The following is a 21,542-nucleotide window of genomic DNA, read 5'->3' on the forward strand; positions in this document are numbered from 1 at the left end:
GTAACCATGAAGTGGTTAAATAAATATGGTGTAAACATATTTCTCGGGGTACTGGTATGCGTAACAGCACTTGCGTATTTACCGGTACTGAATAACGGGTTTACCAACTGGGACGATAACGTGTTGGTAACCGACAACCCGTTGACTAAGAGTTTGGCTCCCGGGAATATTATAAAAATATTTACTACTTTCTGTAACTACGAATACCGCCCGTTGTTATACCTTTCCTTTGCGGTGGAATACTTTTTTGTTAAACTCCAACCCTGGCTGTATCATCTCACGAGTTTATTGCTGCACTTACTGAACTGTATCCTTGCGTTTGTGTTTATTTATCGTCTTACCAATAAAAACATTATCACCGCCGGTATTGCTGCATTAATATTTGCACTGCATCCCGTGCAGGTACAGGCTGTCGCGTGGATCGCAGGGCGGGATGATGTGCTGTACACATTATTTTATTTATTATCCCTGATATTTTACCTGAGATACATCGATACCGGTGGTAAGGATACAAAATTTTATTTCCTGTCGTTGATAATGTTTTTTGTATCATTATTTTCTAAAACATTGGCGGTTACGGTACCGTTGATCATGTTTTTGATTGACTATTTCTACGGGCGGAAGTTTACCAGAAATGTGCTGCTTGAAAAAGTGCCGTTTATCCTCGGTGGTATTGCTGTCGGGGTATTAGCCGTTGTTGCGCAGTTGTCCTACGAAGTACCCCGTGAAAAACTTATGCGTTACAACTTCTCGCGTAATGTTGTGGGTACGTTTGACGATTTTGTGTTTTATTTTAACAAAATATTTTATCCTAATGACCTTTCCTGTTTTTATCAGGATTATAAACCCGCAGGGGGGCAGTATTTTTCGGTGTTCCTGGTTTTCGCTATTCTTTTGGGTATTGGGTTTACCGGTAAGTTTACAAAAAAAGTTATATTCGGCAGCGCATTTTTTTTGATGGCAATTTTGCCGGTACTAAAACTTACCACGGGGCGTCCCACATCGGATCATAGGTTGTACCTATCATTACTGGGTGTAGCATATCTTGTGGGTGAACTTATAAGCTGGATAACCCTGGGGGTAAGCTACCGTATGTCCTGGGTGAATAAACTTAAGAACATGGTTGTGGTGGTACTGATAACCGCAGTTACTGTTACATTTACGTATTTAACGAATGAACGCGTTAAAGTATGGAAGGATAGTTTAACTCTGTGGAATGACGCGTTAGAAAAAAATCCGAGGTTAGCGTTGGGGTATAGTAACCGCGCACAGGCGTACCTCTCAGTAGGTGAGTTTGATAAAGCCGCAGCGGACTGCGAGAAAATGGCGGAATTAACCGCTATTGCTGCACAGTTTTCTGGCCCAGTGCAGAGTAGCAGCAACAAGAATATAGGTAATACAAAGAAAACGCAGTCCCCGCAGGAAGTAAACGCTATTGCATACAACAATCACGGGGTGGTAATGTTTGAAAAAGGTGAATACGGCCTTGCAGTGCAGGATTATACAAAAGCGATTGAACTTAATGAAAAAGCGGCGGAAGGGTATGCGAACCGCGGTGCTGCCTATCAGGAACTCGGGAAGTTTGAGTTAGCATTCCGGGATTATGAGCAAACCATTAAACTTGACCCAACCTTTGCACCGGCGTACTATAACCGCGGGAAGTTGTACCTCAAATTTAATAGGTTACAGGATGCAGTCCGTGAATTTACAGAGGCGATTAAATACCGCGGGGATTATTATGAATCCTACGCAAATAGAGGGGATGCATTTCTTGACCTTAGAGAATACGAGGCTGCAATAAAAGATTATACCACGGTCCTGCGGTTTTCAGAAACCGCGAGGACGTATAACCGCCGCGGTGCGGCGTACTCTATGTTAAAACAATATGATAAAGCGTTACATGATTTCCGGAAGGCTGAAAAATTAGCTCCCGGGCTTTATGAGTCTTATTACAATATCGGCTTAATGAATTATCAAACCAGGAAGTATCCGGAAGCCATTGATTATTTCACTGAAGCGTTAGTGATAGAGCCGGGATTAGTGGATGCGTACAAAAACCGCGGGAATTGTTATTTTGAACAACGGAAGTTTAATAATGCGTTCGAGGATTATGATAAAGCCGTGAAGCTTGACCCCGAAGATTTGAGTTTATACCAAAACCGTGCGTTTGCTAATTATCATCTTGGGCGGTTTCCGGAAGCGCTGAAAGACGCGTTGTTTCTTCAGTCACGGGGGTATAGTATCGAACAGGAATTTATCGACGAGTTATCCGCTAAAATAGGAGGCGGATCACGTTGACTCGTCCCACCGTACTTTCAATACTTTCAGTATTTATATTACTCGGGGTGCTTGCGTGTTCACGCGTGGTTGACCTCGATATATGGTGGCACCTGAAAACCGGGGAGTATATTGTTAACCACAAAAGTTTACCCACCGCCGCGGAGTTTAATTACGCTCTTCCAAGCCAGGAATGGATTAATATCGGATGGATATTCGACGTGTGCGCATATGCTGCGTATAAAGTTGCCGGAATACCTGCTGTGCAGGTGCTTAAGATAACGGTGATACTTTCATCCTTCCTACTCATACTTTTGTTGCTCATAAAATTCTATGGCGGGATACAATGGTATACAACGTTAATACTTTTACTCGCGGTGATAGCCGGTAGTGTGAGGCTGCAGCCGCGGCCGGAGGCTGTATCGTTTTTGTTTATCACACTGTTTTGGTATATCCTTGAATCCTACCGCCGAAAAGAGTTAACCGGGAATAAAGTGTATTTTCTGGCAGCAGTGCCGGTGATTGAAATGGTATGGGCAAACGTGCACCCGTTTTACGCTATCGGCATAATTATTGCCGGGATATACCTGTTTTCAGCAGTTGTGCAAAAGGTTGTTAAATTTAGCGGGTATGACACTGAAACTGATACGCGGAGCATCGTTGTGTTTACCTCTATTTTTATTGCGTCCGCATTAATCGTTATGCTCAACCCGTACGGCGTAAGAATTTATGAAACGTTCTTAAGTTATTTCTCAATCATACTCGGTAACGGAAAAGTTGTGCCTGAAACTGTTAGTGAACTAATGTCTCCGTGGTCAAAAATGTTCAGCGGTGACCTTTTTGTTATTGCATACAAAACCCTTGCAATTGCAGGGGTGGCAAGTTTTTTCTTTACCCGCCGCAGGGTCAGTATTGTTAATCTCCTGCTGTTCCTCATGTTTTTTGTGCTTTCACTTAAATATATGAGGAATACCGGCATTTTTGCGTTAATCGCGGCGGTGATAATAAATAATAATGTTAGTAAGGACAGTATTGTTCCGGGTATTATAGGTAAGTGCGTGTGCTGTATTGTGATTATTACGTCGATAACTGTTTCATGGCTGTTTCTCACGCGGAGGTTATACGACGACGTTGCGGGGTTCGGGCTTGGGGTAAAGCCATATTTTTTTCTTACCCATGCATGTGAGGCTGTAAAAACACAAAAGCTGCCCGGGCGGGTGTATAATGACTATAATACCGGCGGGTACTTGTTATGGAGTATTGTTCCGGAGTACACTGTATTTCTTGATGGGAGGATGGATTTTACTGCGGAAGATACCGCTAAAGTGTTAAACCGGTATTTCGGTATACAACAATCCCCTGTGGAATTTGACAGGGTTTCCAAAAGTTATGGGGTCAATACCGCGGTTATTGACTACAAAATCCCGGGGAATGAAAAGTTGGTGAGGTACTTATGGGACAGTGATGGATGGACAGCGGTATTCCTGGACTATACCGGTATAATCTTTACCCGCAGGAACAAGGGAGAAAAAGGGAATTCTGCGCTCATCTCAGCAGTAGCCGGTACTCTTGTCGACGGTAAGGCCGTTGAGCGGCGTTTAGAGCGTAACAGTTTATTGCGTAAGTTAGGGGTTGTGGATACTGTGGTTGAATACCGCCAGGTGTTCGACCTGTGCTATAACCTCGGGGAGTACGTACTTGCTGAAAAAGTTGCGCTCGCGGCGTTAAGAATTAACCCGCGTAAGTATGAACTTCTTGCCAATCTCGGTGCTATATATGCTGAACAAAACAATTATTCATCAGCAAAAAAGGTGTTAACCAGGGCAGGGAAAGTTAATCCTGGGTATAGCTATACTTTTTATAATCTTGGATGTATTGCTGCGCAGGAAAAGGATTATGATACTGCCGAGAAAATGTTTATCCGCGCAACTAAGGGCACGCCGTATATGCCTTCCGCGTATCAAGCGCTTAATGCGGTTTACGAATTAAAAAAAACAGGCCGTAGTACAGTAAGCCCGTAAGGCCCGCAAGGCTTATAAGCAGGTACCATAATAAGTAGCGGTGTTTATAGCCTAGCTGTATTCTGTAATTCCCTGGCGCGGTTAGGTTTATGCCGATAAGGCCGCCGGTATTTGTTATCTCATATTGAGAACACTTCCAGTACTTATGGTAGTTGTGGTTGAGTACCAAAAGCCCGGGTGTTCGCGCTTCTGCGGTTACGGTTATTTGGTTCGCACTAATCTTTGTTACCGTAGCCGTATTACCGTTGAGTATCATTCCATCTTCCGGATTCAAAAAAAATGCTTCCCCGCGGTAGGAAGGGTTTAGTTGTTTATCTACATCAGTATCGGAATATTCAATAAACATTTTTGGTATTGCGTATTCTCCCAGTTTAATAGCGCCATACCAGTTTAACGTCCCGCGGTTTTTCAGGGTGTTGAAGTACATATAAATATTATCGCGCGAGTGCATGAGTTGCGCATTACAAAATTCATCCGGTACCACATCTCTCACAGGCGGGTCAGAATAATTTATTGAATGGTAGCCGTCATAGGTAATTTTTAGTAGCGGTATAAATGTGAGGATTGAAATTAAAGCGATAAACGCGAAGTATAATCTTCCGTGTTTGGACATAAGTGCGGATACTTCGTTGATCCCATTGCCAATGATGTATGCCAGGCAGAATACTATGAAGTAATTAAAATACTTTGCCGGTGCGTTTATCGTGTTAAACCACGGTAATTGCCAGAGTATACGAAAAATATCAACCGGCGCGGTATACGCTGCGCTTATCCACAAAAACAGGGCGGTTATGCATAGCCAGAAAATGTTTTTACGGAACACGCGGACTACAGAGAATATGAGCAACAAAAAAGGTGTTAAGCCGATATGATAGGAAAGATTTTCTGTCTGCTCCCCTTCTCCTTCGTCCCAACGGAAAATGTTTATTAAACTTGGTATTTCCATTGCGTGTATTGTTTGAGCAGAATACATCTTCTCGTGCATATCGATTGTGGGATGTAATACCGAACCCTTGGCATTGAATAGTTCAAAAACCAGCAGTATCTTTACTGCAGCTACCAGAAATACAAACACCGTGAGGATCACTGCTTTTCTTGGGTAGTGGCCTACATCACGCATGCCGATACCGCGGAGGATGCTGTATACAACAACAAATATTATTATGCACGGAAATACGAGTTCGCCGTCAGCCGCTGTTATTCCAATAAGCAGTACAGCAGGGATTAAGTACCTGTTTTTGCCGTATTGTACCCAGGATTCAAAAAAGTAGAGGATTGCAGGAGTTAGAAAATAATATAGTTCGTTAACGTTACCCCCGACAAAACGTATGGGAAACCATGCGGAGAAAGTTAGTACTGCCGTTGTTATAAACGCTGCGGATACGGTATACCCGTATATTTTACGTGCTAGTGCGTACCCAAACACTGCGCCGGTTAATAATAGCAGGAATGCTAATACTTTTAATCCAGCAATTTCGCCGAATACAAGGGTTAGCCATAACGACGGGCTGAATACCGGATCTTCCGGGTCGCTGATTGAAGGAAATCCGCCGCCAAAAAAGTGTGTCCTTAACGGTAATTCGTGGTGGGTTATTATATTATCCCGGATGATATAGTGCCTGGTGGCTAATTGCAAAAAGTCGTCATTCAAGAATATCATCTTCAGGTTTTGTATTACCGGAATAAAAGAAAGTATTGCGATAAGTATCAGTATAGCACCGATAATATACGTTTTATTTTTCATCATATGCTCCAGATTCAGTTGAAGGCCCAATCCTTTGCGCTGTTAATATATCCTTTTGTTCCGCATCTTTCATCCCAAGCGCAGCATAGGCTCTTGAGCGGTTATAGTACAAGTTAGCAAAGTTTGGCTGAAAAAATATTGCGGTGCTGAGGTCGGATACCGTGTTTTGGTATTTCCCTAAATAATAAAAGGATATACCCCGATAAACCAAAGCTTTATATGAGTTTGGGTATTTTAAGTCAATGATTTCAGTGAAATCGTTGACGGCTGATTTGTATTCGCGCATATTGAAGTATAGCAATCCGCGGTAAAAATATGTGCGTTGCAGAGGATAAAGTCCTATTGATTTGTCATAATCCTGTAATGCTGCAGGGTAATTGTCAGTTTTGAAATACGCGTACCCGCGGTATGTATAGCCTAGAGCTGATTCTGGATATCGTTGTAGCTGGTGGCTCCACAAGGTTAAACTATTTCTCCATATTTTAGTATGTTGAAACGACATTAATGCTAATACTGATAACAGAAAAATGAATCCCGTATTTCTTAATAAATAATACTTTTTGTCTATAACATTAATAATTCCGGTAAAAAACAGGGATAATCCTATCGACGGTAAGTACATACGGTGGTACATAGTGGCGTTCGTGAATAACCGCAGTAACGGGATAAAAGTTAATACAAATAATGTGTAAAAAAGAAAAAGTATGGTTTTTTTCCGGGCAGTATAGATCAAAATAAAGAGTAATGAAAGTAACGTTATTACTGTGATGAAATGTTTTGTGTAGGAATTGACAGGAGGTTCGGGCATACACGTGATCACCCAGGGTGATACATAACCGGAAATCAGTATCACAATTTCATACGCGGAATATATTAGTTTATTCAGCAAAAACGTAGCAGAGGGCGTGTCAAATTTGTAGATATCCATCGTTGCTGCTGTAAATAGCGAACCAAACACTGATGCGGTAAGCATAAACCATTTTTCCCGTACGTTTATTAGGGTTATACGTTTGTCATAATAAAAATCTATCGCCAGTAGGACTGCCGGCAGCGTTATAGCCAGAGGTTTTGATAGTAATGATAGGACGAAAAATATGTTTGTATAAACAAACGCGCGGTTCATTTTAATAGTTTTGTATTTTATATATGATAAAATAGATAGTAGGTAAAACATGGTGTATAGCAAATCATCCTGCCCGGCTGCCCATGCTACAGTATGCGACGCTAAAGGATGCAGGCCAAACAGTGCTGCAGCGAAAAACGCAGTGAGTGTATCCGGGAAAACAAGGTTCGCGAGTAATAAAACTAATAGAACGTTTATTAAATGCAGTAACAAACTCGTAACATGAAATCCTGCGGGCTGCGGGCCAAATAGTTTGTACTGCAGCATATAGGATAAGTATGTTAACGGGCGGTACTCGCCGCCCAAAGGTTTAGTGAGGACGGTTGAAATGTTCTTCCACGATAGTGAGTGGATATCCTTGTTTTCCACAATTACTGAATAATCGTCCAGGTTGACAAATTCGTTGCGGAACACCGGAGATAAAGATAGTGTTATTACGGCAAAAAGTGTTATAACGCTCAAAACTGTTATTTTTGATGTTTTCATACAATACAATTTTACATTAATACATTATTGTTTTATTAATTAAATGATAAAATATTGTCATGAAAAAACTTGTTTACGCTGTATTGTTTATCCTCGCAGCGATTCTTTTTACCACAAAACTTGCGGATCCCGATATCTGGTGGAGGCTGAAGTTAGGTGAGTATATTTATGCAAACCACGCGCTTCCGTCTACTCTGTTGGGCAGGTATACTTGTCAAACACTGCGGTGGATAGATTATAGCTGGGCATATGACCTGGCATCATATCTTATTCATCAGGCAGCCGGGATAAACGGGTTGCTGGTTCTTTCAATCTTAACCGGATTGCTGGGATTATATTTTTTCTTTATTACAACAGAAAAAAGTAAGCGCGGGTATATTTCAGCGATTTTGTTTATATTAACAATCATAGCGGTATCTTTTCGTATAACACCCAGGCCTGAAGTGGTTTCGTACCTGTTCTTTGCTGTTTATCTATACATATTTCGCGTTATTGACAAACGCACAGTGCTACCCTGCGGAATACTGCTGGTTTTGTTACAGGCTCTATGGTCGAATATCCACGGATACTTTGTATTAGGCCTCGCAGTTTCGTTCGCATATTTTATTGATTCGTTATTTAAGAAGAAGGAGAAGATCACAGGTGTTATCACGACGGTTGAATTCGGGGTGATGTTTATTGCATTGACAGTTGCAAGTATGTTAAACCCTTTTTTATGGAGAATTTGGCTGATACCCCTTGATCTTCTGTCAATCCTGGCAATTACCGGTAATGCAGTGTTTAAACAGTATGTTATAGAATTTAATTCCGCATTTATGTTATTCCCGGTATTTTCCGCGAAATTCTGGGAATATAAAGTGATGATAATCATTTCAGCGCTATTGTTGTTTTTCCCAAATAAACGCAAGGTTGTACAGGTTGTGCTATATATCCCATTGCTGGTATTATCGATAATATCTATCCGCAATATTGCACTGTTTTGTTTTTTTGCGATGGTTATAAGTATTGACAACCTACCGGCTGTAGTGCTGAGTTTTGAAAACAAAATCGGTAAACTGTATAAAAACATTATTATTGCAGCATTTATTATATGCTCGGGAATTTTTGGGGGTATGGTTGTTACTAACAAGTACTATTATTCGCAACGTGATATCCGCGAGTTCGGGTTAGGTATAAAAAAAGAGCATTTTATGTCAAACGCAGCGGAGTTTGTTAAAAACATGAAATCTGATATCCGGATGTTTAATGATTTTACATCAGGAGGGTACTTGATGTGGCGGCTGTTTCCAAAAACAAAGGTGTTTATTGACGGGCGTTGTACTATGAGCATTGCAGATTTTTTTGGGGACTACACTGAAACACTGAGGTATCACGAAAATTATGATATAACAGAAAAAAAGTATGGGATTAATACTGTGGTTTTAGATTATTCTGACTTAAGCACAAAAACGCTTGTGTCCTACCTTTGGCGGAAAAACGGGTGGAGGGTGGCGTTCATAGATTCAAATTCAATAGTTTTTGTGGATGAAAAAATCGCGGAAGTAAATTCTATCCCCATAAAAGATAGTTTTTACTTTTTGGGAAAACAAAAACTTGCGGTTATGGAATCCCTGCCTGATACTGCGGCAAAAAACCGTATACCCTCCAAGGCAGTTGCTGTAGCACAGTTGTTCTGTATTCTGGGATACTATGCTGAAGCAGTGGATGTGTATACGCAAATACTTGACGTACATCCTAAACTATACGAAGGATGGGCTGAACTCGGCAATGTGTACGCATATCTAGGCCGGCGTGATGATGCGATGCGGTGTTTCAATACCGCAAAACAAATTGAGCCTTCATACTATGCGGCATACTTATTTTTTGGGCAGTTGGTTGAGAAAGAAGGAGACGTAATTCTCGCGGAAAGGATGTATGAACTGGCATTAGAAAAAAATAACCGCGCGATTGATGCGCGGACTTCATTAGCTGAATTATACGTCAAAAAAAATGAGATCATAAAAGCAATTGAACAGTACAACGCACTTGAAACTCAATTACCGCGGGATGAAGATATTAGTACTAACCTCGGATTCTTGTACTTATCTCAACAAAAGATAGGTTTAGCAAAAAAGAAGTTTGAAAAAATTTTTAACCCCAAACACGGACGGGTATTTTACGGGTTGGGGACAACTATGGTATTATCCGGTAACCATTCTGCTGCATTAGCCTATTTTGAAAAAGCGATTCAGGCAGGGTATACTACCCCCGAAATACTTAGTGATTACGGAATTCTATTGTTTGAATCAGGCAATCGTCAGAAAGCAGTTAGCGTATTGAAAGAGTGTATAGCAAAATATCCGGAATTCTGGCGTGCTTGGCATAATTTGTACATAATTTACAGCAAAATCGGTAAGCGGGAGGAATCTAAAATGTATTACAAAAGAGCGGTTGAATTGCATCCGGCTTTGGAGAAAAACTAATATTGCTTTTATACTTGACAAAAAGGGCTTTTATGTATATTAATATAGTAGGCCTACATATTTGAAATGTAAAGTTAAAGTGTAGATATTGAAGAGGGTTATGTATGACTATAAAACAACTATGTTGTCTGTCAATAGCTTTGCTGTTATTCAGCACTGTTGTTCATGGATTTGAAGTTGTTAACACAATGCCTGCTAATGGAAGTGTTGATGTTCCGGTAGAATTGAATATTGTAATTAATACGGATACTGAGATTGACATAAACAGCCTTTTACCATCCCGAGTGTCAATCAACGGTAAAGCAGCGTCCGCGTATATGCCAAAATTAAAAAAAATACCGATGCCTATGCGTACAATGCTTTTATTACCCATAAAGGCGGAGTATGATACTGAATACGAGATTACTCTTACCGACAAAATTATGGATATCAACGGCCAGGTACTTACGCCGTATACGTTTAAGTTCCGTACAGTTAAAGAATTTCCGTTGCAAATACTGGGGATATACCCCTCAGATAAGAGTACTTTGTATTTAGACGAAATGTCAACCGATAATCAGTATCTGGAATTAACATTCAATCAGCCGGTATGGATTGACAACGATTTTATTAAAGTATACGGCCGCAGGAATAATGAGGTGGAAACAAATCTGGATAACATCGCATTAACCGAAGCGGTTGAGAGTATCCGGATAGATTTCAAATTTCCTCTGGATGACAATGAAAAGTATTCGGTTGTAATATCTTCAGACGGTGTATGGAGCAACACCAAAAACAGGATGAAAGCAATGCATAAATGGTCATTTAATACGCGGGGAAAAAGATAGATGCCACACAAAAACGGAAGACTACAAAAAAGATTAATACCGTTTTTCTTAATCCTGATATTTTGTATGATACCGCTCACCCCTTGTTTTGCTGCGTTAACGTTAACTCTTAACGATGGGGTGGATGAAGGGGGAACATGGACTCATATCGATCCTGCATACGATTGGGCATACGACGATTTTAATCAGGGCTGGGCAAGTAATGGGGCTGATGTCCGCGGGTTTCATATAGGAGTGGACGCATCAGCGTATTATCTTTACTATTGGTACTGTTATAACCGTTCTGACAGCACTTACTCTGCGAATGTCGGGATTTATAGCGGGTCGTGGTATTACTCTACAGAAAGCCAAAACACGACACAGTGGGTGCTACAAGAAAACGTATTCCAAACAGCAACATCCGCGATTCTCAGGATTTCCGGTAGCGGTGACGGGTCTGCTCTAGGCACAGCAGCTGACTGTTTCCGTATGATTTTAATAAACCCCGGCGCACCGGCTTCACCCAATGTAAGCGCGTATACCGAAGGAACAACCGCTGCGACCTGGTCATGGACTGCCGGGACGTATGACGCAAGGTATGATGTGGCTGTAGTGAACCGTACCCCGGGCGGTACGTGGTCAGCTTGGACTTATCACAATGCGTATGTCGATCATAATGTTGTTTCCGGTACGTTGTCAAGTTTGGTGGTAGGGCAGGAGTATAAGATTGCCGTACGTACCCGTAACTGGCATGATTCGAGTAATACATACGCTAACCTTTCCGGTTGGGCATATGAAGATGAAGTTAGTAATGTCCTTATTACAGGCACGCCGGGAACGCCGACGGTTGGGGATACAACACTTACGTCATCAAGTTTGAATGTCAACATTGCCCCGGGAAGTAATGCTGCGGTTATGATCTACGCAATAAAAGTTACCGTCGGGGCAAGTACGTATTACGTTCAATCCAACGGGACACTGGGTGCCAGCGCTGTGTGGCAGACAGACGCTACCTGGGGTGATAAGGTGGTGACAGGATTATCGGCGAATACAATGTATACATTCCAGGCAATCGGAGACGCGCCGTCAGGGAAATTTAATTACGGCGGGGCGTATGTTTACAGCGCGGAAGTTTCAAAGTACACATTATGCCTTGCCGCACCGACAAGTCTTACCTGGGGGACTATTACGACAACAAGTATTTATATGTCCTGGAATGCTAACGGGAATGCTGCGGGGACGACTTACCGGCTGGAGTATTCAAATGACGGTGCTTCGTGGTTACTTGCGGGTGAAACTACTAATACCTACTTAACGCATTCATCACTCACCCCGGGGAAAAAGTATTATTATAAAGTTTGTGCAAAAAACGGGGATGGCACCTATACTTCTTATGCAACGCCGACACCGGCGTATAAGTATACACTACCCAACCCGCCGGGGACGATTACCTGGGGGACCATTACAGTGTCAAGCATATATTTTTCATGGACTACCAACAGTAATGATTCTGCGGTGGTGTATTACACCTCGCATTCAATAACCGGTACAAGCTGGTCCGCAGAAACTAATTCCGCGAATGCGTATTACGATGATACAGGATTATCACCCAATACTATACATTATTATCGAGTATGGACCCGTAATGGTGATAATAAGGATTCTTCCTACACCGCACCGTCGCCTACGTATAAGTATACTCTCTGCAATACGCCAAGCGCACCGACGGTTACCGCAGTATCTTCGACGTCTATCAATGTAGTAATAAACGAAAATAGTAATCCGACAAACACAACGTTTTCTATAAAAGTTGTGCATTCCGGAGGGACTGAGTATGTGCAGTCAGCAAAGACTTTAGGCGCGTCGGCGGTGTATCAGACAAAGTCTGTGTGGGGAACAATTAACGTTTCCGGGCTTACTGCCAACAGGCAGTATACAGTGTCAGTAGATGCGAAGAACGGTGACGGTACGGCAACGTCGTATTCTTCCACCGCTGCAAAATATACATACCCGCAGCCCGCAAATGTTACTGAAACTAATAGCCGGCAGACCGGTGTTCCATACCCTGACGCCATATTTGTTTTTACTAACGCTATAGGTTTTGGGTCAAATAATGATACAGGGACAAAAGGAACATACTATTATCGTTATAAGGTATCGCAGAATACGAGTTATACGTTTACCGGGTCGGAAGAAATGTGGAGCGCTTCAACATTAGGTATATCGACCTCCACTGCGGGGGAAGGAACGTATTACCTGCACCTGAAACCGTATAACAGCGATAATGCGAGCAGTACTCAGGGATACTTCGGGCCGTATAACTACGGATACTACTATGGCGGTGTGCCTAAAATGGAGGATACTTCCGGGAATTACGAAATTTTTTGTGATGTCTTCGCGCAGGCGGGATATATGCAATTCGATCAGGATCTTACTAACGACGCGACGGTGTACTACGCATTGGGTGAACCCGGCGGGATTTCTGTCCTCAACGAAGGAGGAGGGTCGCCTGTAAAATATGTGTATGCCGGATTTTACTGCGGCGATTTCACAGAACCCGGCCCTGTTGCCGACCTCGTTGCTTCACGCGCAGATCAGTTAAAACTAACCTGGTCATCACCAGGTGAAGATGATGAAACAGGAACTCTTACAAATGGTGTTTTCAGGATAAAAGTGTCAACAGATCCTGCGTATTCATGGTCCTTTGCGGATTATACAGTTGCTATCACCACTACAGCCACGCCGGATGAGGCTCAGGCGTATTACATCGGGAATCTCTGCCCCGATGCAACAAAGTATTACGCGCATATATGGACGGTGGATGCGCATGGGAATGTAAGTATAAATTCGAATGAGGCTAATTCCTATGCCGGCTACTTTACCCGGGGGCAGGATATGGATAAACAGTTTGCGTTCTCCGCTTTGGCAGTTGCGGATTTTAATAATGACGGGTATCAGGATTTCGCAGTAAGCGGCTCTTCGCAATCAGCTGCTCCTGAGCGGTACACGTATGTTTACAAAAATAATGCGGGTGCGTCGTTTGGTTTTTTTGCAGAATTATCTGCATTAAATGCCGGCCAGATGAAATGGCTTGACTACGATAATGACGGGGATCAGGATTTGATGAATATAGGATATACCGGCTCAGTATTAGTAGCAGAACTTATGAAGTATGATAGCGGAGATGAAATGTTTAACGCAGACGGTGCGGCAGTAACTGAAATTACTGCAACTGCCTATGGAAGTATTGATGTCGGGGATTATAACAATGACGGATGGCAGGATCTGGTAGTCACCGGGACAGGGACTTCAAATGCTAATTTGTATGCCACTACAAAGCTCTATAAAAATACCGCTGGGATGTTTACTTACGACAGTTCGTATAGCGTTAATATTTCATCCGTCGGGGATAACAGCTGCGCAAGGTTTTTGGATTATGATAACGACGGCGACCTTGACCTCATTGTTGCCGGGAATGATACTTCGTTTACGCCGTATACCGGTGTTTACCGCAATGAGGGAAGTTCATTTACTGAAGTACAGGAACTTACCGGGGTAAAATGGTGCGATATCGCATCAGGGGATTATGATAATGACGGGTATATGGACATTTTAGTGATGGGTTATACAGGTTCAGAAGCTAGTATAAAACTCTACCGAAACCAAAACAATGCCGCTGCGCCATTCACGGATTCCGGGGTATCATTTACCGCAGGATACCATGGGCACACAGCGTTTGGGGATATTGACCGTGACGGTGATCTTGATATTGTATATACCGGCTATGTCGGAACGACAATGATGTTGAAGATTTACGAAAATACGGGGAGCGGGTTTACAATATTTGCCGATGACCTTTCATATAGCGCGGTGAGGTATGGAACGGTTGGGTTCATCGAAGCGGATAACGACGGAGATCTTGACTTTATCGTCGCTGGGAGGTCTTATGAGTCGCCCGCACTGACAAATATTACCCGGGTTTATGAAAACACTCTTGCGGATACAGGATTGGGTTCTTCGCCAAATACAATACCAACTGCGCCTGCAGCAGCGAGTTTTGTGTTGATCTACTCTACAGTAACACATGCGATTACGTTTACCTTCCCCAACGGCAGTGATACGGAAACCACAGATGCGGATGGGTTGTATTACAACATAAGCGCTGGGTCGGATACCGCGGAAACTGTGAACCAGTTTGTGCCAAGTTATTACGCGAATAATCTTATGGGTAACTACCTTCGCCCGAGACGGCCCGGGAGTGATAATCAGGTATTGCTGTTAAAAGACGTACAGGCGGATACGTCGTACTATTACCGTGTGCAGACAATAGATAGCGGGTTGAAGGCCAGTGCGTGGTCGTCATCCGTAATGGTGGTCAGCAGCCAGTGTCCCGCAGCTGTTACAACTCTGGGTGTTACACAAGCATGGGCATCAGGGTATGTTTCGCTTTCCTGGGTAGCACCGGGGGATAACGGGTGGAATGATACACTTACTGACGGGAGATATCTAATCAAGTATTCTAATACCGGTGAGATAACAAACTGGGACTCGCCTCCGTCACCGACGTATACTTTGTACATAGCAACCACGACGGAACCTTATGCCAATCAGATGTGTTACATAACATGCCTGGTACCGGGTGCGACTTACTACTTCAGGATGAAAACCAGTGACAAGCGAGGGTATTGGTCGGATATGTCAAACTCAACCTCTACCTACGCTCAACCGGAAGGGTTGGTTATGGTAAACGAAATATTTCCTTCCGGCGGAGCTAATGTCAACTGGGTGGAGTTGTATTCCAGGTTTGGTAATACGATAGACCTCTCAGGATGGAAAGTTAAGTACACTTCCGGGACGTTAGATACTATGGCTAATAATATTTATTACGATATCTGGGCTATTGAAAACGGTACGGCGTTGAGTTATAACACTGTAGTAACAACCTCGTCCTGGTACGATATGCAGGTTACCAGCGGGATGGTAAGGATTATTGATCAGTTTAATAATTTCGTAAGTACCCTACAGTATCCCAGTTTGTATACAGACGACGCTAATAAGCCAATCTCGTTCGCGCGTATATCCGATGGAAATACGTATTTTGAACGCGACCCCACTCCGACATGCAATCTTGTAAATTCTGTTAGTAACAACATAAAAATTAATGAAGTGCGGTACGGGCTACTCAATGACGAATTTGTGGAGTTTAAATCAAATAACGCTTCTGCCAGTGAAGTATTGACGAATTATTCATTAAGGAATAAACGCGGAGTTGCAAGTACCGACCCGTACTGGCGCCCGCTGCGTTTTACTGCAGGGATTGATACCAGCGGGTTTAACTCACGGAATTATTCTAGTTTTTCTAGTTCGGATACCAATGAGTTAACAGAAGAATCAACTGACTATTATACCTGGGATTTTTGTATGTCAAACAATGCCGGGGCCGGCCTTGATGCGGCGGGGGATTTTGTGGTACTTGAGAACGCTTCCGGGCAGGCAGTTGACCGCGTGCAGTGGTGGCATACAGATGTCGGGTATGATACAGGGTATATGAACTATACCGGCGCGAATGTTAATACGTATCCAACATACACCAGCGGTAATCTTGCTGCACCACGGTCAATCGGCCGTGTTACCGACGGGACGGATACGGATAATGACGCAAATGATTTTACTACGATAAACCCGAGTAATGAAGGCGGGAAAAATACGGATGCCGGGTTCTCAAATACTCTTGCAATGCCGGTAAATGACCAGTACTTATCCCGGACATTTACGATAAAGTTTACGCTTGGCGGGGACAGCAGCGGGGGTGTATTTGATACGGTAAGGTTTGACGCATTACCGAACGATAATACAACCGATTATTATTCCCCGCATTATTACAGGTTGACTGATATGGATATCAATCTTGCAACGCTAACACAGCAGACTACGTCGCTTGCCGGGATAACTACAAATGATATCGACGGACATCCGTTGACTTCACTTGTAACGTACCATATGACTTTAAAAACTGATAATGCCGGAGGTTCAGCATCGGATATACGCGCAACAACGTTATACTATGACGCTGACTCTCCTGCAGCTGTGAATACATTGTCAGCATTAACCGGCGCTCTGGGTAGAACTATTGAGCTTACATGGACAGTTCCGGGTGATAATTTCGGAACCATAGACCTTATCGCCGGGAGTAGTTATTATATTATGTACTCCTCCTTTTCATCACCGGATGTTTATGAAGACCCTACGGATAGCTGGTGGGATGCACAGAAGGCAAATGCTCAGGTGGTAGTCAGCACCGGCCCTATTGCAATGAACACAGAAGCTGATTACCTACTGAACAATTTAGTAGAAAACTCAACGTACTGGATTAGGATGTGGTACCGCGATAGCGTGGGTAACTGGTCGCCATTATCAAACGCTGCTTCCGCGTGGGCACAGGTTGTGATCATAGCGATAGATATTCCTAATACTGATAATATGTTCAACTTTGAGACCTTATCTCCCGGCGAAGTTAAGCAGACTACCAGCACTATTACTGTTAACCACTTAGGGACTGTGTATCAGACATATAGTATAAACGTTGTTACAGGAACTGCAGGCGGAGCAAATACTGTTTGGGATGTAAGTAACACGCCTGCGGGTAATATTTTTGCAATCAAAGGAGTGTTTTCGTATTACGATGCACAGCCGGCAAGCGAGTATTTTAGTGAGGCAACTGATGATAATGTGCTTCTGACACCCAAACCTGCGTCTGCCACAAACATCGCGTATGATAGCGATGATGCGGATGTTAAAGGTTATCATGTTTATCCCGGATTGTCGCGTAGTTTGTGGTTCAAGCTATACACTCCGCTAGGGGTGATTAATGAAGAAATACAAACAATACAATTGATTATTCAGGCTGAAGAGTCAAATTAATAGAGATGATATCGCCTAAAACGAAGTATTCACTGTTTGGCTTGCTGTTACTCGCTACAATTCTTCTTTATGGCCACACTATTGACAATCCGTTTGTTTGGGATGATGCTTTTTTTTATTATGATAAAGAATCTTTATACTCAAATCCGGGGAATCTCAAAATATTGCTTGGTTCACAATACTTTACCGCAACTCATGAACGGAGTTACCGCCCTGTAGTTACGTTATCATATTTTGTTAATTTTCTTATATGGGGAAGAAATATTTACGGGCATCGCTTGCTTAACCCGGCGCTTCATTTAATGGTAGGATGGCTGATCTTTCTTATAGTTTTGCAATTAACAAAGTCGGTACAGCCGGCGTTTATCACGGCATTGCTGTTTATCATCCATCCTGTGAATAGTGAAGCGGTACTGTGTATCTCGAATAATGATAATATTATTGTGGCGCTGTTTGTATTGTTGGCATTTTACTTGTATTTACTTGAACAAAACGGGAAGTATGCCACTACAAAAAAATTGTTGTCGATTCTCGGTTATACCCTTGCGCTATTTTCAAAAGAAACGGCATTGATATACTTACCCCTGGTTTTTGTGTATGAAAGAATTATTTGTTCAAATAACAGCGTTTCAAAAACCTGTACCCGTTTGGCAGAGTATTATTTAATGCCAACAATGTTTTATCTGCTGATACGTTTCGGGTTTATGTATGTTCCCTATGGAACTCAATACGTGGGAGGTGGTTTGTGGAGTAATATCGCGAGTATGATGTATATTCATTTGTTGTATATTCAATTACTTATTGCGCCGGTGAATCTTGCATTATTCCACAAAATACCGGTATTTGAAAATTTATTTGATTTACGCTTAATTTCAGGGATGCTGGTTTTTTTAGTGTTAACGGTTTATGCTATATGGTCATTGATAAAACGAAAACCCATAGGGTTTGTATTGTTTGTATGGGGTATTACGCTATTACCGGCGATGAATATTATTCCGGTGATAAACTATCCTTTTGGAGAACGGTATTTGTACCTGACAAGTATACCCTTTTGTTTTTGTTTGGCTTGGGTAGTAACAAAATATTGTAAATCAGACAATAGAATATTGCTGGGTGCTGCAGGTGTTTTAGTTATATGGTATTCTGTGTTATTAGAGTATAGGACAGATACTTGGAACGTATCCGATAGTTTTTATACGGTTTCATATAATCAGTCTCCCTGGTCCGGGTCAGCGCAGCATAATATGGCAGTTGTTTGTGCTAACCGGAAAGAATATGATAAAGCAGAACAATTGTTTGTTCAGGCAATAAATACGAAAGAACAAAACGAGATTACATACGGTTCATTCTCAGAATTTTATAAAGGCCTAAAAAAATATGAAACCCAGCAAAATGTTTTGATCGAAGGAATAAGCAGGTATCCTTTTAACACATATTTGCGGGAAGAACTTGCGTTGTCATTCGCAAGGGGGAAAAAGTATGGCCAGGCACTGGAAACAGTAGATACCTGGCTTAAGCAGGCGCCAAATGATTTCAGGGTTTTGTTTGTTAAAGGTAAAATATTGGAGGAAATGGGGAAGTATCCGGAAGCCCTGAATATTTACCTGAGTTTATCCAAAAACCAGTACAGCAGGCGTGTCTCGGGATTGTTTCATAGGATGGCGGCGGTATATACTAAAATGGGAGATACAGAAAAAGCGTTAAAAACTATTTATCTTGCAATAGAACAAAATCCAATGTCGGCGAATGTTCATAACGATATGGGCGAAATATTGTTTCAGCGGAAACAATACGTTGCTGCTGCACAGGAATTTAAACTGGCATTAAAATATAATCCAAACCTGCAGATGGCAAGAGAGTCGCTGGTAGAGCTCTCTCAAAAAAAGTATGTTAAGTAACCGCTATTTTTGAGTGTTTGTATACCCCAGAATCCTGGCTTGCAGAAAATCGGCAGTCGCAAGGTCTTTATTACCGGTTTCTGAATATACCGTCGCACGGTTTAAGTATGCAGGGCCGTAGCTGGGATTAAGTTTAATTGTTTCAGTATAGTCATCGATAGCGTTCTGGTATTTTTTCATTTTATAATAAGTGTTTCCTCTCAATAAAAGCGCTTTGAATTTGTACATAGACGAGTTTATTGACAACGAAAAATCTGCAATTGCTGCTTCATATTCTCCTATTGCATAATATACCGCGCCGCGGTCCATTAATGTGCGGGTATGCACCATTATTGACAATGATTCGTTGTAGTCACGTAAAGCTTTGTCATATTGGCCGTCATAATAATATGCGTATCCGCGAAACGTTAAAGCCAGCGCGTATCCGGGATAATCTTTTAATGTTGTGTTCCATAAAGAGTAGCTGTTGAACCACACTTTTGTCCTGCTGTTTGACAGAAACGAGGATGTTGTTGTGATCAACACGCAGAATGTAATAACTGTTACGGTACCCAGGTGGTTGTAAACGGATTTGTTCAGAAACCCCTGTAAGTTTATCAATAGTTTTGAGATTATCAGCGATATTCCAAGCATTGGCAGGTATACTCTATGGTCAGACATCGCGTGATTTACAAAGAAGTGTAAGACCGGCAGAATGGTTATTCCTGCGAATAATGTGCCAAAAATAATTAGCCTGTCTTTCTTTGCGATTCTGTAAAGTGTATATACAATTAGTGGGAATATAATAACCGATAGTACAACCGGTAAGGATGAAGCCGATGGAGTGGGATATACGCATGCGAGTTTTACGGGTAATATTATTTTTAGGGAATACAAGCATAGTTCGTAAGCAGTGAGGATTAGATCCATTATTCGTTTGTAAATATTGACAAAATCCTGGGTTAAATAGCTGTTATTCAAAATATTTATTGTAAATCCAGCCCAAGCCAGTGCGATTATGATAAACGGTATTTTATTGATTAACTGTTTAACCGCAAGTTTTCCTTCGCTATAAAAGTCTATCAAAACCAGTGCGAAAGGTATTGTAACAGCTAATGGTTTGGAGAGTAACGCTAATGAAAATAGTGTATAACAAAAAAGATGGTAGATACGGTTCCCTACACGTTTTTGTGTTGAGTAGTAAATTAATGTCAGTAAATAAAATGTAGTGTATACCAAGTCATCCTGCCCGGCAATCCACGCGACGGACTGTACCTGCAACGGGTGTATTCCAAAAATAATACTTGTGAAAATAGCGATAAAATAGTGTTTTGTAAGGACCATGGCAAAGATGAATATTAATGCTGTATTCAATAGGTGCAGTATAAGGCTTACTGCGTGATAGCCCCGCGGATTTAACCCGAAAAACTTGTATTGCACGGTATAGAGTATGTATGTTATAGGCCTGTATTCAAAATTAATGGGATTCGTAAATATATACTTTATGGTATTAAACGAACATGTTCGTATCGCCATGTTTTCAGTAATAAGCAAGTCATCATCAAAATTTGTGAACTTGTTATTCAAACTCGGTGAGAGAACTATAAAACATAGAGCTATGATTAAAAGTAATGGGAATACGTGTTTTTTAATCATTCAGGGTGTTTTTCCCTGATTTTTGAATATGCCGCTGCGCGGCTTGAATATAGAAGTTCGTAGTTTGGGTCCTGTTTTATTGCTTCATTATAGTCGTCAATCGCGTTTTGGTATTTCTTTAGTTGGTAATAAGCATTCCCTCTTAATACCAACGCTTCAAGTTTATGAG

General features: G+C 41.9%; 9 protein-coding genes. 6 read left to right on the plus strand and 3 right to left on the minus strand.

All coding sequences use genetic code 11. From position 1 onward, the window contains the following. Positions 1–6 precede the first annotated feature (6 nt). Complete coding sequence (locus WC955_01080) at positions 7–2,298, plus strand: tetratricopeptide repeat protein (protein ID MFA5857639.1); 2,292 nt, start codon at positions 7–9, stop codon at positions 2,296–2,298. Continuing rightward, on the plus strand, positions 2,295–4,298 hold the full coding sequence (locus WC955_01085) for a tetratricopeptide repeat protein (protein MFA5857640.1): 2,004 nt from the start codon (positions 2,295–2,297) through the stop codon (positions 4,296–4,298). Before WC955_01080 ends, WC955_01085 begins: the two co-directional genes overlap by 4 nt. On the opposite strand, the gene WC955_01090 is transcribed toward WC955_01085, so the two are convergent. Further along, the gene (locus WC955_01090; GenBank protein ID MFA5857641.1) at positions 4,246–6,045 is read right to left on the minus strand and encodes a hypothetical protein; all 1,800 of its coding nucleotides are present in this window, start codon (positions 6,043–6,045) and stop codon (positions 4,246–4,248) included. The two genes, WC955_01085 and WC955_01090, sit on opposite strands and share 53 nt — an antisense overlap. Further along, positions 6,032–7,651: a tetratricopeptide repeat protein gene (locus WC955_01095; GenBank protein MFA5857642.1), complete on the minus strand. Its 1,620-nt coding sequence runs from the start codon at positions 7,649–7,651 to the stop codon at positions 6,032–6,034. The genes WC955_01090 and WC955_01095 overlap by 14 nt, the downstream gene beginning before the upstream one ends. A gap of 59 nt (positions 7,652–7,710) precedes the next feature. Here WC955_01095 and WC955_01100 point away from each other — a divergent pair, with 59 nt between their 5' ends. From WC955_01100 to WC955_01115, 4 genes are all read left to right on the plus strand, one after another. Further along, positions 7,711–10,113 carry a tetratricopeptide repeat protein gene (locus tag WC955_01100; protein ID MFA5857643.1) on the plus strand — a complete coding sequence of 801 codons (2,403 nt, stop codon included), beginning with the start codon at positions 7,711–7,713 and terminating at the stop codon, positions 10,111–10,113. A 104-nt stretch (positions 10,114–10,217) separates the two neighbouring features. Then, positions 10,218–10,940, plus strand: a complete 723-nt coding sequence (locus WC955_01105) for an Ig-like domain-containing protein (GenBank protein ID MFA5857644.1) — start codon at positions 10,218–10,220, stop codon at positions 10,938–10,940. Further along, a complete protein-coding gene (locus WC955_01110) occupies positions 10,941–17,840 on the plus strand; it encodes an FG-GAP-like repeat-containing protein (protein MFA5857645.1) in 6,900 nt (2,299 codons plus the stop codon). Between the two features lie 5 nt (positions 17,841–17,845). After that, entirely contained in the window at positions 17,846–19,738 is a 1,893-nt protein-coding gene (locus tag WC955_01115) for a tetratricopeptide repeat protein (GenBank protein MFA5857646.1), read from the plus strand. Between the two features lie 3 nt (positions 19,739–19,741). On the opposite strand, the gene WC955_01120 is transcribed toward WC955_01115, so the two are convergent. Beyond that, positions 19,742–21,373 (minus strand): tetratricopeptide repeat protein, encoded by a 1,632-nt coding sequence (locus tag WC955_01120; GenBank protein ID MFA5857647.1) that lies wholly within the window; start codon positions 21,371–21,373, stop codon positions 19,742–19,744. Positions 21,374–21,542: the final 169 nt, after the last annotated feature.

This window comes from Elusimicrobiota bacterium (assembly GCA_041658405.1).
Classification (GTDB): domain Bacteria; phylum Elusimicrobiota; class UBA5214; order JBBAAG01; family JBBAAG01; genus JBBAAG01.

Coding starts and splice junctions, on each gene's coding strand:
- WC955_01080 (MFA5857639.1), top strand. CDS start 7: ATGAAGTGGTTAAATAAATATGGTGTAAACATATTTCTCGGGGTACTG.
- WC955_01090 (MFA5857641.1), bottom strand. CDS start 6,045: ATGATGAAAAATAAAACGTATATTATCGGTGCTATACTGATACTTATC.
- WC955_01095 (MFA5857642.1), bottom strand. CDS start 7,651: ATGAAAACATCAAAAATAACAGTTTTGAGCGTTATAACACTTTTTGCC.
- WC955_01100 (MFA5857643.1), top strand. CDS start 7,711: ATGAAAAAACTTGTTTACGCTGTATTGTTTATCCTCGCAGCGATTCTT.
- WC955_01105 (MFA5857644.1), top strand. CDS start 10,218: ATGACTATAAAACAACTATGTTGTCTGTCAATAGCTTTGCTGTTATTC.
- WC955_01110 (MFA5857645.1), top strand. CDS start 10,941: ATGCCACACAAAAACGGAAGACTACAAAAAAGATTAATACCGTTTTTC.
- WC955_01115 (MFA5857646.1), top strand. CDS start 17,846: ATGATATCGCCTAAAACGAAGTATTCACTGTTTGGCTTGCTGTTACTC.
- WC955_01120 (MFA5857647.1), bottom strand. CDS start 21,373: ATGATTAAAAAACACGTATTCCCATTACTTTTAATCATAGCTCTATGT.